17 protein-coding genes are annotated in these 13,997 nt (G+C 71.9%); 7 read left to right on the top strand and 10 right to left on the bottom strand.

The window, feature by feature from the left end; all coding sequences use genetic code 11:
- Complete coding sequence (locus ACFWN3_RS16170; protein WP_377641326.1) at nt 1-453, top strand: hypothetical protein; 453 nt, start codon at nt 1-3, stop codon at nt 451-453.
- A 49-nt stretch (nt 454-502) separates the two neighbouring features.
- On the top strand, nt 503-715 hold the full coding sequence (locus tag ACFWN3_RS16165; RefSeq protein ID WP_377641324.1) for a hypothetical protein: 213 nt from the start codon (nt 503-505) through the stop codon (nt 713-715).
- Between the two features lie 40 nt (nt 716-755).
- On the opposite strand, the gene ACFWN3_RS16160 is transcribed toward ACFWN3_RS16165, so the two are convergent.
- Nucleotides 756-1,094: a VOC family protein gene (locus ACFWN3_RS16160; protein WP_377641322.1), complete on the bottom strand. Its 339-nt coding sequence runs from the start codon at nt 1,092-1,094 to the stop codon at nt 756-758.
- 450 nt (nt 1,095-1,544) lie between these two features.
- On the opposite strand from ACFWN3_RS16160, the gene ACFWN3_RS16155 reads away from it, so the two are divergent.
- The 4 genes from ACFWN3_RS16155 (at nt 1,545) to ACFWN3_RS16140 (ending at nt 4,549) form a co-directional block, all read left to right on the top strand.
- Entirely contained in the window at nt 1,545-2,210 is a 666-nt protein-coding gene (locus ACFWN3_RS16155) for a hypothetical protein (protein ID WP_377641320.1), read from the top strand.
- 54 nt (nt 2,211-2,264) lie between these two features.
- Nucleotides 2,265-2,762 (top strand): RNA polymerase sigma factor, encoded by a 498-nt coding sequence (locus tag ACFWN3_RS16150; RefSeq protein ID WP_377641318.1) that lies wholly within the window; start codon nt 2,265-2,267, stop codon nt 2,760-2,762.
- Nucleotides 2,752-3,711 carry a hypothetical protein gene (locus tag ACFWN3_RS16145; RefSeq protein WP_377641316.1) on the top strand — a complete coding sequence of 320 codons (960 nt, stop codon included), beginning with the start codon at nt 2,752-2,754 and terminating at the stop codon, nt 3,709-3,711. The genes ACFWN3_RS16150 and ACFWN3_RS16145 overlap by 11 nt, the downstream gene beginning before the upstream one ends.
- A 352-nt stretch (nt 3,712-4,063) precedes the next feature.
- Nucleotides 4,064-4,549 (top strand): hypothetical protein, encoded by a 486-nt coding sequence (locus tag ACFWN3_RS16140; protein ID WP_377641314.1) that lies wholly within the window; start codon nt 4,064-4,066, stop codon nt 4,547-4,549.
- A 555-nt stretch (nt 4,550-5,104) separates the two neighbouring features.
- Here ACFWN3_RS16140 and mnmA read toward each other — a convergent pair.
- Complete coding sequence (gene mnmA, locus ACFWN3_RS16135; RefSeq protein ID WP_377641312.1) at nt 5,105-6,187, bottom strand: tRNA 2-thiouridine(34) synthase MnmA; 1,083 nt, start codon at nt 6,185-6,187, stop codon at nt 5,105-5,107.
- Nucleotides 6,187-7,371, bottom strand: a complete 1,185-nt coding sequence (locus tag ACFWN3_RS16130; protein WP_377641310.1) for a cysteine desulfurase family protein — start codon at nt 7,369-7,371, stop codon at nt 6,187-6,189. Before ACFWN3_RS16130 ends, mnmA begins: the two co-directional genes overlap by 1 nt.
- 412 nt (nt 7,372-7,783) lie before the next feature.
- Between ACFWN3_RS16130 and ACFWN3_RS16125 the strand changes: the two genes are divergently transcribed.
- Complete coding sequence (locus ACFWN3_RS16125) at nt 7,784-8,959, top strand: hypothetical protein (RefSeq protein ID WP_377641308.1); 1,176 nt, start codon at nt 7,784-7,786, stop codon at nt 8,957-8,959.
- 67 nt (nt 8,960-9,026) lie between these two features.
- On the opposite strand, the gene ACFWN3_RS16120 is transcribed toward ACFWN3_RS16125, so the two are convergent.
- From ACFWN3_RS16120 to ACFWN3_RS16090, 7 genes are all read right to left on the bottom strand, one after another.
- A complete protein-coding gene (locus ACFWN3_RS16120; RefSeq protein ID WP_377641306.1) occupies nt 9,027-9,395 on the bottom strand; it encodes a hypothetical protein in 369 nt (122 codons plus the stop codon).
- Complete coding sequence (locus tag ACFWN3_RS16115) at nt 9,392-9,799, bottom strand: VOC family protein (protein WP_377641304.1); 408 nt, start codon at nt 9,797-9,799, stop codon at nt 9,392-9,394. The genes ACFWN3_RS16120 and ACFWN3_RS16115 overlap by 4 nt, the downstream gene beginning before the upstream one ends.
- 174 nt (nt 9,800-9,973) lie before the next feature.
- The gene (locus ACFWN3_RS16110) at nt 9,974-10,936 is read right to left on the bottom strand and encodes an electron transfer flavoprotein subunit alpha/FixB family protein (RefSeq protein WP_377641302.1); all 963 of its coding nucleotides are present in this window, start codon (nt 10,934-10,936) and stop codon (nt 9,974-9,976) included.
- A gap of 29 nt (nt 10,937-10,965) precedes the next feature.
- Nucleotides 10,966-11,757, bottom strand: coding sequence for an electron transfer flavoprotein subunit beta/FixA family protein (locus ACFWN3_RS16105; protein ID WP_377641300.1), 792 nt, complete (start codon nt 11,755-11,757; stop codon nt 10,966-10,968).
- Nucleotides 11,758-11,902: 145 nt separating this feature from the next.
- Nucleotides 11,903-12,637: a hypothetical protein gene (locus tag ACFWN3_RS16100; protein WP_377641298.1), complete on the bottom strand. Its 735-nt coding sequence runs from the start codon at nt 12,635-12,637 to the stop codon at nt 11,903-11,905.
- Nucleotides 12,638-12,720: 83 nt separating this feature from the next.
- A complete protein-coding gene (locus ACFWN3_RS16095) occupies nt 12,721-13,500 on the bottom strand; it encodes an enoyl-CoA hydratase/isomerase family protein (protein ID WP_377641296.1) in 780 nt (259 codons plus the stop codon).
- Nucleotides 13,497-13,967 carry a YbjN domain-containing protein gene (locus tag ACFWN3_RS16090; RefSeq protein WP_377641294.1) on the bottom strand — a complete coding sequence of 157 codons (471 nt, stop codon included), beginning with the start codon at nt 13,965-13,967 and terminating at the stop codon, nt 13,497-13,499. Before ACFWN3_RS16090 ends, ACFWN3_RS16095 begins: the two co-directional genes overlap by 4 nt.
- Nucleotides 13,968-13,997 lie beyond the last annotated feature (30 nt).

Raw genomic sequence — 13,997 nt, 5'->3', positions numbered from 1 at the left:
ATGACCGCGGAGAACGAGCCCGAGGACCCGGCCGCGGTGCGTCGCCGCCAGGCACGGGAGAACGCCGAGTACCACCGCGCGGCCGAGGCGCGGGCGGCGGAGGCCGAGGCGCGGCTCACGGCACCGATGGTGGCCGCCTTCGCCGACGCGATGCGGACCGCCGGTGTCGAACCCACCCGGTTGCGGGCCCTCCCCTACAGCGGCGGCGGGACCCTGCGCACCGACCTCGTCGGCTGGTACGTCCGACGGGACCGCCGAGCCGCCGTCGGCACCGACGGCCGCTGGTACGTCCTGGTCGTGGCACCCAGCCTGCGCGGGCGGTTGGCCGGCGTCCACGTCGACCCGAGCGACGCCCCGCTCCAGGTCGGAGCGGGTGGCCGGGACGGTGACTCCGTGGCTCTGGACGTCCTGCTCCGGCTCCGTCTGGATGCCGGGCCCGACTTCCCCTCCTGAGGTCGACGTCCCACCAAGGAACGGCACACACCCCGAGCTCATCACGTGGGTGGAGAGGTACGGCGATGCCGGCACCGAGCTCGTCACCCAGCCGGACGACGTCTGGGACCATCCGTCCACTGACCACGGGCAGCGCGACGACGGGTCGAGCTACGCGACCGTCCCGCCGTGGACCCGCGACGAATCCCCGAGCGACCTCAGTGCGGAATGTGAGATCGACACCTCAGGCGTCGCGACGGTCGTGGACGTCCACGTCCTCTGATCGGACCAACCCACTGGGCCCGGCCTGGCGGACGTTGCCTTCAGGGTTCGACGCAGAACTCGTTCCCCTCGGGATCGGCCATCACGACGAGGTCGACGTCGTGGGCGAGAACATGCGCGCCCAGTGCCACCAGGCGGTCCACTTCGGCGCTGACGGGGCCCACGGCACGCAGGTCGAAGTGCTGCCTGTTCTTGGCGACCTTTCCCTCGGGCACCCGCCGGAACCACAGGTTGGGCCCTCCCCAGCCGGCCGGCTCGACCCACGCCCGCTCGTCGGTACTGTCCTCGTCGACGTTGGACCCCAGTGCCTCGGCCCAGAACGTCGCCAGCAGCAGTGCACTCGAGCAGTCGAACGTCACGGACTTCACGAAGGCGACCATGCTCGACCGTACGACGTGCCGGTGCGCTCGTGCCGTCCGCGTCGACGGGACATTGCAGGCGGCCCTGTCGCGGCATGTGCGCTCGTCATCGCCCACGCCAAGGTCCGCGCGTTCCAGCTCTGAAGGATGTGCTCCGCCGGGTCGATGACCTGCCGACTGACGCCGTTGTGTTTGCGGCTCGGCCGTGGGCGCCGTAGCCGGATGTCATCGTCTCCGCAACAGATGCATCGCAGCACTGCCACGAGTTTCTCCTCGAGGTCGAGGTCGAGGTCGTCCTCGATGTGCTGGGGGACTGGTCGGCTGGGGTGCATCGGGGGCTGAACGGTGTACGTCCTGTGTCGCGCACGCGCTGGGACTTTTTCGGGCGAGGTGTCAACCTCCGCAGGTGTTGGGGTCTGTTTCCGGGTGAGATGACCTCCGCGACGGTGCGGAGTCGGGAAGGAGTCCTCGATGAAGATCCGCACAGCGCGAACTGGCCTCGTGGCGCTGGCTGTGACCTGCGCCCAGCTGGTGTCGTCCTCCGCCTCGGCCGAGGCTCCGCCAGGTCCGGTGGACCAGTCTCTTCTGGTCCCTGCCTTGCACCCCGACCTTGCCCCGTGGACCTGCGCGTTCAGGCGGACCGGGCCGGTGTGCACCGGCGAGCTGGACGCCGTCAAGGACTGGCAACCGTTCGACTTCTCCTGCGATGTCCCGGTGTACGCACGAAGCACCTTCCAGCGCCGAGCCACCCGGTACTACGACTGGGACTACCGCAACTACGACCGGTACGTGCACCAGAACGACCTGGACGAGCTGAGCACCTCCCCAGCGGGACCGGCGACGGCGCTGATCAGCGTGCGGACCCGGTTCCGTGAGCCCTTCGCCGTGCCGGGGGACCTGTCCTCGATGACCGTCATCACTGAAGGTGTCCCCATGGACATCAGGTCCGTGCGCGGCGCCCCCGTACTGCGGCTGGTCGGCACACTGGTCGAGCCGGCCGGGCAGGTGGGCACCTTCACGGGGCACGTGACCGAGCGAGGGGTGACGACGCGCCACGAGAACGTGCCTCTGGACGAGGTGCTCTCGGACGAGGTCTTCATCGGCGCGGTGTGTGAAGCCGTCCAGGGCCGGCCATGAGGTGGGTTCCCGATTGCCTCACCAGCCGCTAGCGTGGTCGGGCTGGGAGTGGCGATGCGCGCGGAGGACCAACCCGACTACGAGTGGGTGTTCCGCGCGTCGTACACCTCGATCACACGCACGGTCTTCCTGATCGTGCACAACCGTGAGGCCGCGGAGGAGATCACCCAGGAAGCCTTCATCAAGCTGCTCCAGCGCTGGGATGCCGTGGCGGGTTACGACCACCCGCAGGCCTGGGTCAGGAAGGTCGCGACGCGGATGGCTGTCCGGCACGCCGCGAGAGAGGGGCGGCGACATGAGCGGGAGAGCCGCGCCGGCGAACGGAGGTCGGCGCCACCGCGGGACCCTGCATCCGAGGTGGTTGACGCCGTCCGCGGACTGGGGCCGATGCAGCGTGCGGTCGTCGTCCTTCACTACTTCGAGGACCGACCTGTCGCCGAGGTCGCCTCGACCCTGCAGGTGTCGGAGTCAACGGTGAAGCAGCACCTGTACCGGGCTCGCGCGCGGCTGGCACGAGCGCTGGGTGAGGAGGTGGCAAACGATGTCCGTTGACGAGCGACTGCGGGCCGGGCTCGCCGAGGCCGCCTCCAGACTCCCGGAACCGGATCTCGAGATGCGGTTCCACCGGTCCTTGGCCATACACCGCAGACGGCGCAGCACTCGACGCTTGAGCGCCGCCGCGGCCCTGGTGGCAGCTTGCACCGTCGTGGGCATCGCCGTGATCGGCCCGGACCGTCCGGGGTTGTCGTGGCCGACGGCAGACTCCCCGTCCCGGCTCGACTCAGGGGGCTCATACACCGGGCTCGCGCCGGGCCTGCCGGGCGTGCCCGGGTCCGCGGGCCAATGGCGCCTGGACGTCGCCGACGACGGCCAGGTGACGGCGTCGGCTCCCGTCGGAGCAGACCGAGGCCCGGCCGCCGCGGGATGGCTGCGAGGCGGTCGCCTCACGACCGACCTCTTCTCCCCAGACGCCTGCAACGGCGCGGCGCCCGGGACGTACACCGTCAAACGGGTCGCAGACCGGCTCGTCCTCCAGGCTGATCAGGACCGTTGCCCGGCGCGTGTGCGGCTGCTCACCACCACCAACTGGGTGTCCGCGCTCAACTCGTCGTGGCAGGGCCCCACCATCCCCGAAGGCCGCTGGTCCAAGGAGGTCGACGTCGCCGAGTTGCGCCAGGGCGGGCTCGACCTCGGTCCTGCCACTCTTCGCGCCAACTTCCTCGACGATGGGCGCGGGCGGTTTCACCTCGACATCTCGGGAACGAAGCTCTACGTATTCGTCGAGGACGACGACGGCACGCTCGTCCTCGGCGACGAAGCAGACACCTCCTACGACGCCCTCGGAAGACTGGTCCAGAACCTCGACCTCGCGCTCGAATGGACTCTGGAGGGGGACACCCTCGTCATCGGCGACATCGCTCCCGTGCAGGGCGTCAGACTCACCGAAGCAACCCCCGAGGAACGGCTCGCCCTCGAAGGTACCTGGCGCCGAGCAGGCTGACCTCCGGGGACCAACGCTCGACCGCGACCCTGAACCACAGAGCCCGTTTGCGGATCCCCCAGGGCGAGAAACCAGCGGAATGGAAGGCAGGCGACCCGTCATCGTGTAGAAACGCTGCAACCAACATCCGGCACCGGTCACAGGACCCGGAGGGTCGGCGGTGTGCGGCCGCACGGAGGAGATGGCTATGGACCCCCGACTGACGTTCCTCCGCATGTCCCTACTTGCCGCGTCTTTGGCCGTCGGCTTGGTCGGCTGCTCCGGCTCGAGCACCTCCGAAACGCAGTCGTCCCCGTCCTCGTCGGCGGCCTCATCGGGAGCACCTTCCGCCAGTCCGGCCAGAGGCAGCACCATGAAGGGGCTGCCATCACTGCCGCAGTACCCGGTGGAGCTGACCCCAGACGGCACCTGGGTCGCGGCCGGGAGCGCACCTGGCTCGGCGTCCTTTCACAACGGCCAAGGCATCAAGATCATCACCGTGCAAGCCATCAGCGAGCTCGCCACTGTTGCACAGCAGGACGTGCCCGAGAACGTAGCCGAGTTCTTGCAGACCACCCGCAAGGACGTCCGTGTCACCAACCAGCGCGAGGTCACCCAGTCCGGAGTCCCAGCTCAGCGGTTCCGACTGGAGATGCGCAACAAGATGCTCGCACCCTCAGACATGTGGGCCGTGGTGGGCGGGAACCGCTACAAGCCCCTGAAGAACGCACCGATGGAGGTGGTCGCGGTGCGATCCACGGAAGGCCTGATGTTCCTTTGGACTGAGTGGGATCCCGCCGACGAGCAGGAAACGCTCGCCGCCTTCGACGCGGCGCTCGAAAGGGTCACCGTCCGCTGACGCGCCCACCGGCACAAGACCAAGACCGTCACGTTCCCTCGCCCAGGGAGCAGCGTTCCTGCACAGGCCGAAGTACCTCCGTCGCGAAGACGACCGTCTCGCGGCGACCGACGCTCATCTCTGACCGGCGAGAGATCGCTGAGGCGGACGACCCTGCCGCCCGCCGCGAGGAGCTCGTGGAGCAGTGCCGGGCGGCGTCTCCACGCCGCACACCGCGGCCGCACGCGCCCTCGTCGACGACATCATGGAGCCTGCACACCCGGGAGCAGGTGGCCAGGGCGCTGTGGATGCTCGTGGACAAGCGCACAGTCCGGCCGGGCAAGCAGCACGGGCTCGGGTCGACGTGACCGAGCCCTCGTCGGAACCGGCCGTCGCAGAGGCCTGCGACGTATCGCGTCGGTGGGTCCGAGGAGAACCACGCCGCCCACTCCCCGTTCAGGCGCGCGACGTCGGACGAGTGGGTCAGCAGGACGCCGACCTCGATGACGTCGCCACGGTGGCGCCACCAGCGCCGAGGACCAGGCCCGACGCTGCGGCCGCCAAGGGGTCAGGGGGTCAGGCGCGGCCGGTGGAGCTGATCGTCGCCGACCCGACGACGCGGGTGCCCTCGTACAGGACGACCGACTGGCCGGGCGCGACGCCCCGCAGCCGGCTGTCGAGGACGACGCGCAGCGTGCCGTCGTCGCCGACCACGGCCGAGGCGGGCACCTCCTCGCCGTGCGCCCGCACCTGGGCGCCGACCCGGACCGGACCCGAGGGCGCCGGCCCGCACCAGCGCAGGTGGTCGCCCTCCACGACGTCGACCCCGAGGAGGTCGGCCGTGCCGATGACGACCCGGTTGGCGGGGGCGTCGACCTGCACGACGTAGCGGGGCTCGCCGTCGAGGGACGAGCGCTCGAGCCCCAGCCCGCGCCGCTGGCCGACGGTGAAGCCGTGCGCCCCCCGGTGGGTGCCGACCACGGCGCCGGTCGTCGCGTCGACGAGCTCGCCCTCCCGCTCCCCCAGCCGTCGCTCGAGCCAGCCACGGGTGTCGCCGTCGGGGATGAAGCAGATGTCGTGGCTGTCGGGCTTCTTGGCCACGGCGAAGCCGCGCTCGGCCGCCTCGGCGCGCACCTGGGGCTTCGTCGAGTCCCCGAGGGGGAAGAACGAGCGGGCGAGCTGGTCGGCGTCCAGGACCCCGAGGACGTACGACTGGTCCTTGGCGCTGTCGACGGCGCGGTGCAGCTCGCGCCCACCCCCACCCTCGACGACCTGCGCGTAGTGGCCGGTGGCGACGGCGTCGAACCCCAGCGCCACCGCCTTGTCGAGCAGGCCGGCGAACTTGATCCGCTCGTTGCACCGCAGGCACGGGTTCGGGGTGCGCCCGGCGGCGTACTCGGCGGCGAAGTCCTCGACGACGTCGCGCTCGAAGCGGCTCGCGAGGTCCCAGACGTAGAAGGGGATGCCGAGCCGGTCGGCGACGCGGCGGGCGTCCCCGGCGTCCTCGATGGTGCAGCAGCCGCGGGCGCCCTCGCGCAGGGTCGCCGCGGACCGGGACAGCGCGAGGTGGACGCCGACGACCTGGTGACCGGCGTCGATCATCCGGGCGGCCGCGACCGCCGAGTCGACACCGCCCGACATCGCCGCGACGACGCGCATCAGCGGAAGCCCCCGGCGCGCCGGGCCCGCTCGACGACGGCGGGCAGGGCCGCGAGGACGGCGTCGACGTCGGCGTCGGTCGAGGTGTGGCCGAGCGAGAGACGCAGGGCGCCACGGGCCTCGGCCTCGGGGTAGCCCATCGCGAGCAGGACGTGGCTCGGCTGCGGCACCCCGGCCTGGCAGGCGGAGCCGGTGCTGCACTCGACCCCGACGGCATCGAGGAGGTAGAGGAGGGAGTCGCCCTCGCACCCGGGGACGAGGAGGTGGGCGTTGCCGGCGAGCCGGGTGCTGGCGTCGCCCGCGGTCCAGCACCCGCTCACGGTGATGCCGAGGTCGAGCGCGAGGGCTCCCTCGACGAGCCGGTCCCGCAGGCCCATGACCCGCTTGGTCTCGAGGTCACGGGCGCGGACGGTCTCCTCGAGGGCGACGGCGAGCGCCCGGATGGCGGGGACGTCGAGCGTGCCGCTGCGCACCTGACGCTCCTGCCCTCCACCGTGGGCCAGCGGGACGAGGCGAGCATCGCGGCGGGCCAGGAGCGCGCCGACCCCGAGCGGTCCGCCGACCTTGTGGCCACTCACCGTGAGCAGGTCGGCGCCCGAGGCCGCGAAGTCGACGGGCAGGTGCGCGACCGCCTGGACGGCGTCGGTGTGGAACGGGACCCCGGCCTCGCGGGCCGCCGCGGCGAGCTCGGCCACGGGCTGGACCGTGCCGACCTCGTTGTTGGCCCACATGACGCTGACCAGGGCGACGTCGTCGGGGTGCTCGGCGAGGACGGCCCGCAGGCCGTCGACCGACACGTGGCCGCAGCGGTCGGTCTCGAGCCAGGTGACCGAGGCGCCGTGGTGTCCGACGAGGTGCTCGACCGGGTCGAGGACGGCGTGGTGCTCGATGCCGCTGACGACGAGGCGGGTCCGGGCGGCGTCGGCGTCGTGGCGCGCGGCCCAGGTCCCCTTGACGGCGAGGTTGTCGGCCTCGGTCCCCCCGGAGGTGAAGACGACCTCGCTCGGCCGGGCACCGAGGACGCCGGCGATCCGCTCGCGCGACTCCTCGACGACCGCGCGCGCGGCGCGGCCGGAGGTGTGCAGCGACGAGGCGTTGCCGACCCGGGCGGCCTGCTCGGTGAGGGCCTCGACGGCGGCAGGAAGCATCGGCGTGGTCGCCGCGTGGTCGAGGTAGTGGGTCACGACCGTCCAGTCTAGGTCGGCCCGTGGGTGTCCACGGTCTGGACCGGTCGACGTGGACAGCCGACGGAATCGGCAGGGACGCGGAGCCCGTCGGCATCCACGCTGACCTGCGGGGTCGTCGTGAGGTGCCCCGGCCGGGGCGGTGATCCGCCGCCCCGACCCCGCGAAATCCGCATGGGACGGGGGCGTTGCCGTTTCGTTATCTTCGTGACCGACCTGTTACGGTCATCCGATTCACAGCCCGCGTGCACCTCTCGCTGGCGTGTGGTGCCGGTCCAGGCCGAGGTGGCCCGGTATCCCTCCTGAAGGTGCGCTGCCCCCGACACGGCACCCCTGTGCTCCGACGTCGCCGGCCCCTGCGCCGCGACAGGTCGGGCTGCTCCGTGGGCCCATCCAAGGAGATCCATCACCCATGTCCACACGACGTACCGTGCTCAAGCGCATGGCGGTCGCGGCCGCCGCCACCACGGCGGCTGTCGCCGTCGCCCCGAGCGAGGCCAACGCCGCTGAGGCCCTCGACGACATCCTCCTCGACTCCTTCGCCGGCAGCGACGACGAGAAGCTGACCCAGGCCCTGAAGGTGGCCGAGACCTCGAACCCCCGGCGCGCCATCCGGCTCGCCGCCCGCAGCCACTCGTTCACCCGCACCCGCACGACCTTCTCCGGTCTGCGCATCCTCGGCCCGAACGTCGGCTGGCAGAACCCCGAGATCGCCGGGACCGCGGGAGCGCTCCCCCAGTGCACCGTGACGCTGAACTGCGGCTCGGGATCGAGGTCCTGGCTCGTCGGGACGAGCACGACCTACAACGTCACCGTCGCGGGCATCGTCTTCAAGTCGAGCAACGCGGCGACGCAGTTCTACCACCACCCCTTCAGCGCGGGCACCAGCTACGCCGGCACCTTCGACACGCTGGCGTTCTACGGCTTCAAGCACGTCTTCGGGCTCCCCTCCGACCCGTTCTCGATGACGCTGTGCACCTTCCGCGGGTCGTGGACCTGCGTGGCGGTCCAGGACACGCAGTTCTCGCTGCGCGGCTCCGACAACTTCCTCTGGTGCGCCGGCGACATCAACTACGGCTGGCAGGGGGCCAACGGCGGCAGGTACCTCGTCCGCTTCTCCAACCTGTCCAAGACGGCCGTCAAGCACATGTACCTCACCGCTCGCGGCGGGTCGCGCGCCGTGCTCGTCGAGGGCCCCGCCAACCAGCAGGGCGGCCTCGACATCAGCGACTGCGTCATCGAGGGCCAGAACGCCAACGACCCGGCCATGGGCGCGCTCATCGTCGTCAAGGGCGGTGGCGTCTCCTTCACCAACACCAAGCTCAACTTCGGCATGGCCCGGCCGTCGGACTTCAGCGACCAGAAGGACACCGGCCTCGTCATGGTCCAGGGCGGCACGGCGATCCTCACCAACACGTGGACGTGCCGCGCGACGGCCACCTCCGAGTCGGTGCCGGTGGTCGCCGTCTCGGGCGGGTCGGCCTTCGTCGACCGCCTCATCGGCATGGGCGGCAACTGGACCGACCAGCCGCGCGTCGTCCGCTCGAGCGGCACGCTGGTCGCCGACTCGACGGCCCGCGTCGCCTGACCCACCGCACCGGGCGCCGCCGCCCTCGCGGTGGCGCCCGGAGCGACGTCGGCCCGCTCGGGCCCGCTCAGGCCCGTGCGGGCACCGACCTGCGCACGACGGCCACGCCCGCGGCGAGGAGCAGCACCCCGGCGAGGACGAAGGGCCACGGGTTCCACTGCTCGGCGCACGACTGCGAGGTGGCCGTCGTCGAGCAGACCAGCCCCGGCCCCGAACGGTTCAGCCACGCGAGGCCCAGCGGCACGAGCGACACCCCGAGCAGCAGCCCGGGCACGATCCCCCGCCGCAACCGTTGCGAGAGAAGGCCGCCCGCTCCGAGAGCGAGGACCACCGGCGCGACGAGGACGCCGATCGACAGCAGCGAGACCACGGCGAGACCGGCGAGGGCACCGACGAGTGCCCACCACGCGATCCCCGCCCACGGAACGCTGGTCATCCGACGAACACGCAGAACGGGTGACCCGACGGGTCGGCGAACACGTAGAGCGGCTCCTCGTCGTCGTCGGTGCGGTCGAGCAGGACGCGCGCACCGAGCCCCTCGGCATCGCGCCGAGCCTCCTCGAGCGCCTCGACGTCGGGGACGGTGAGGTCGAGGTGCAGCTGCATCGGGACCTCGTGCGAGGGCCACGTCGTGGGGGTCAGCGACTCGACCTCCTGGAAGGCCAGCGCCCGCCCGCCGTCGGCGGTCGTAAGGACGAGCCAGTCGGCGTCGTCGGGCCCGTCGGCCGGGACCTCGTCACCGGGTCGGTAGCGCAGCCCGAGGAGGCGGCGGTAGAACTCCGCGAGCGTGCGGACGTCGGTGGTGTCGAGGACGGTGTGCAGCAGCCGCGGGTGGGTCATCGGACCTCCTGCGTCGGGGGCGGTGGCTCTCGCCCGGCGACGCTACTCCTGCCCGCCGACGCCGAAGGGGCGACCGGATCGGTCGCCCCTCCTCGGCCGCGGCGTGCCGCGGCGAACCGCCTCGTGAGCGGTGGTCGTGCACCGGGCGGCCGTGGCCGCCCCGGCGCGGTCGGGTCAGCTGCCCTTGCGCTTGCGCACGTCCTCGGTGGCCTGGGGCAGCACCGAGAAGAGGTCGCCGACGACGCCGAAGTCGACGAGCTCGAAGATCGGCGCCTCCTCGTCCTTGTTGACCGCGACGATCGTCTTCGAGGTCTGCATGCCGGCGCGGTGCTGGATGGCGCCGGAGATGCCGGCCGCGACGTAGAGCTGCGGCGAGACCTGCTTGCCGGTCTGGCCGACCTGGTTGCTGTGCGGGTACCAGCCGGCGTCGACCGCGGCGCGCGAGGCGCCGACGGCGGCGCCGAGGCTGTCGGCGAACGCCTCGATCGGCGCGAAGTCGCCCGCCGTGCCGCGGCCGCCGGAGACGACGATCGCGGCCTCGGTCAGCTCGGGGCGCCCGGTGGCCTGCTTCGGCTTGGTCTCGGTGACCCTGGCGGCCTTGGCGGCGTCGCTCACGGTCGCGCCGAACTGCTCGACGGCGCCGGGGGCCGGGGAGGCCTCGATCGCCACCGAGTTCGGCTTCACCGCGATGATCGGGGTGCCCTTGGTGACGGTCGCCGTCACCGAGTACGAGCCGGCGAAGACCGACTGCGTCGTCTCGACGCCGCCACCGTCGCCGGCGCGCACGTCGACGGCGTCGGTGATGAGGCCCGACTCGGTCTTGATCGACAGGCGCGCGGCGATCTCCTTGCCGGCGGCGTTGCTCGGGATGAGCACGGCGGCCGGGGCGACCTTCTCGACGAGCTGGGCGAGGATCTCGGCCTGCGGCGCGACGAGGTAGCCGGCGGAGTCGGCGTCGTCGACGACGTAGACCTTGTGGGCACCGTACTTGGCCAGGGTGACCTGGGCCTTCTCGGCGCCGGAGCCGATGTGGACGGCGGAGGGCTCGCCGAGGCGGCGGGCGAGGGTGAGCAGCTCCGCGGTCGCCTTGCGCAGGCGTCCGTCGGTGTGGTCGACGAGGACGAGGACCTCAGCCATGGGGGTGTTCTCCTTCTCTTCAGCCGTGCTCAGACGAACTTCTGGGCGGCGAGGAACTCGGCCAGCTTCGCGCCGCCGTCGCCCTCGTCCTTGACGATCTGGCCCTGCTCGCGCGGGGGCCGCTTCGCGAACGACACGACCGAGGTCCACGCCGCGTCGAGGCCGACCTGCGAGGGCTCGAGGCCGAGGTCGGCCAGGCCCCACTGCTGCACCGGCTTCTTCTTCGCGGCCATGATCCCCTTGAACGAGGGGTAGCGCGGCTCGTTGATCTGGTCGGTGACCGACACCAGGGCCGGCAGCGCGGCCTCGATCGTCTCCGAGGCGGTGTCGCCGTCGCGGCGGATCGTCACGGTGCCCTCGCCCACGGTGAGCTCCGAGGCGTAGGTGACCTGCGGGAGCCCGAGTCGCTCGGCCAGCATCGCGGGCACGACGCCCATGACCCCGTCGGTCGAGGACATCCCGGTGAGGACGAGCTGCGGCGCGCCGTCGGTGGCCTTCTTCACGGCCTCGGCGAGGACGAGCGACGTCGCCGCGGCGTCGGAGCCGTGGATCGCCTCGTCCTGCACGTGCACACCCTGGTGGGCACCCATCTGGAGGGCCTTCTTGATGGCGTCGGCGGCGGCCTCCGGACCGACGGTGAGGACGGTGACCTCACCCTCGCCCGCGGCCTCGACGATCTTCAGGGCCTCCTCGACGGCGTACTCGTCGAGCTCGGACAGCAGGCCGTCGGACGCGGCGCGGTCGACGGTGCTGTCGGACTCCTGGAACGTGCGCTCGGACTGGGCGTCCGGGACGTACTTGACGCAGACGACGATGTTCATGCGTGCCTCGTCCTCTTCCTTCACTCGGGGCTGTCGTGCCGGCCGGTCGCGGCCAGGGCAGTGACCGTCATCCTCTCAGCCGGTGAGCGCTCGGCCACCACCGGTGGGGCGTGACGGTCGCCACCTCGTGACGGGCGCCACGTCCTCAGAAGCGGGTGCGGTAGTAGCCCTCGCCGACCGTGACGACGAGGGCGAGCTCGGCGTCGGACTCGCGCAGCGCCCGGACGTCGTCGACGTCGTACCAGTCGACGGCGAGGGCGTCGTCGAGCCACAGCGTGCCGTTCGTGAGCGAGCGGAGCGAGGAGGTCGACCCGCGGGCGGAGAGGGGCTCGACCTCCACGGACCGGTCCTCGCCGCACGCGTACGTCGCCGAGGGCAGCCCCGCGGCGCCCTCGCGCGCGACGTTCGGGTTGCCCTCGTCCCAGTACTCGTCGCGGACCCGGTCGAGGCCGCCCCGCGGGCGCGGTTCGCACCCGAGGCCGCGCAGCCGGATGTCGACGGCGGTCAGCCCGTCGGCCACCGCGGACCGCTCGGTCGCGACGACGACGAGCCGGCTCGCGTCGACCTCGCACTCGTGGGAGTAGGTGTCCTTGCGCTTCCAGTCGTTCTGGCCGGTCCGGCAGCCGTCGCGCGTGGCCCGGGCGATGACGCGCCCGTCGGCGGAGGCCCGGTCGGCGAGGTCGGCGACCCTGGAGACGGCGGCGGCGCGGGCCCGCGTCGCCTCCTCCCCCTGCGGCTCGAAGTCCTCGGAGAAGAGCGTGCAGCCGAACACCGAGCACCAGGCGATGGCGCCCACGGCCACGGCTCCCGCCGTCGCGACGAGGAGGACGACGAGGACGGTGCGCAGCACCCGATGCGGCCGGACGGTCGTCTGGGTCATCCCCCGACCCTGCACCAGATGGCGTCGCCGCGCCTGAGCACCGGGGCCCAGGCGCGGCGCGGTCGTGCGGCCGTCGTTGTGGCTCAGGCGCCCTCGAACGGGGCCGGGCCCTTCCCCTTCTCGACGAAGTGGCGCATGCCGATCGCGCGGTCCTTCGTGGCGAAGGTGCCGGCGAAGAGCATCCGCTCGATCTCCAGGCCCGACTCGAGGTCGACCTCGAGCCCACGGTCGATGGCCTCCTTGGCGGCCCGCACCGCGTAGGCGGGGCCTCCGACGTACCGGGCGACCCGCGCCCGGGCGGCGGTGTAGACGTCGGCCGCGGGGACGACCTCGTCCACGAGCCCGATGGCGAGCGCCTCGTCGGCGCTGACGAACCGGCCGGAGAACACGAGGTCCTTGGCCCGCGACGGGCCGACGAGCCGGGCGAGGCGCTGGGTGCCGCCGGCGCCGGGGATGATGCCGAGGCCGATCTCGGGCTGCCCCAGCGTCGCGTCCTCGGCCGCGACCCGGAAGTCGCACGCGAGGGCGACCTCGCAGCCGCCGCCGAGGGCGTACCCCGTGATGGCGGCGACGGTCGGCTTGGGGATCGAGGACAGGGCCTTGGTGAACTCCTGGAGGAGGGCGGAGCGGTCGACCATGTCGGTGTACGCCATGGCCTCCATCTCCTTGATGTCGGCTCCGGCGGCGAAGACCTTCTCGCCCCCGTAGACGATGACGGCCGCGACGTCCCGGCGCCCTGAGGCCTCGCGGGCCGCGGCGATGAGGCCGTGCTGGATCTCGCCGTTGAGAGCGTTCATCGGCGGACGGTCGAGCCGGATGGTGCCGATGCCGTCCTCGACCTCGAGGCGGACGAGGTCGGTCACGACGACGCCCCGTCGGGCTGGCCGGTCGAGGGGTCGATGCCCATGACGCGCTGGTGCCAGATGTGCACGCCCGAGAGGATCACCTGGATCGAGACCTGGACGAGGTTGGCGAGGTCGGCGCCGGGCGTGATGACGTGCTCGCCCGTGACGACGAGGGTGGTGCCCGCGATCCCGCTCTTGACGCAGTTGAGGTTGAGGTTGAGCTCGTTGCAGGTGTCGAGGAGCTTGACGCGGTCGCCCTGGAGGTCCTCCTGGATCTGCCACTGGCCGAACACGCGCATGATCTGCACGTCGCTCTCGGAGCACCGGACGAACAGCTGCTGGTCGTTGACCGTGAACGCCACGTCGCCGTCGCCGTCGATGTTCGGGGCCACCCCGAGGTCGACGAGGACGTCGAGGACCCGGCCGCGCAGCGGGTGCTCGTCCGGGGGCGGCGGGAAGTTGGGCAGCGAGGAGGGATCGGTCATGGGTCCACCGTAACCACTCACTAGGCTCCC

Source organism: Oryzobacter terrae, from assembly GCF_042756445.1.
Classification (GTDB): Bacteria; Actinomycetota; Actinomycetes; order Actinomycetales; family Dermatophilaceae; genus Oryzobacter; species Oryzobacter terrae.
This window is presented reverse-complemented; position numbering and strand designations above follow the sequence as displayed.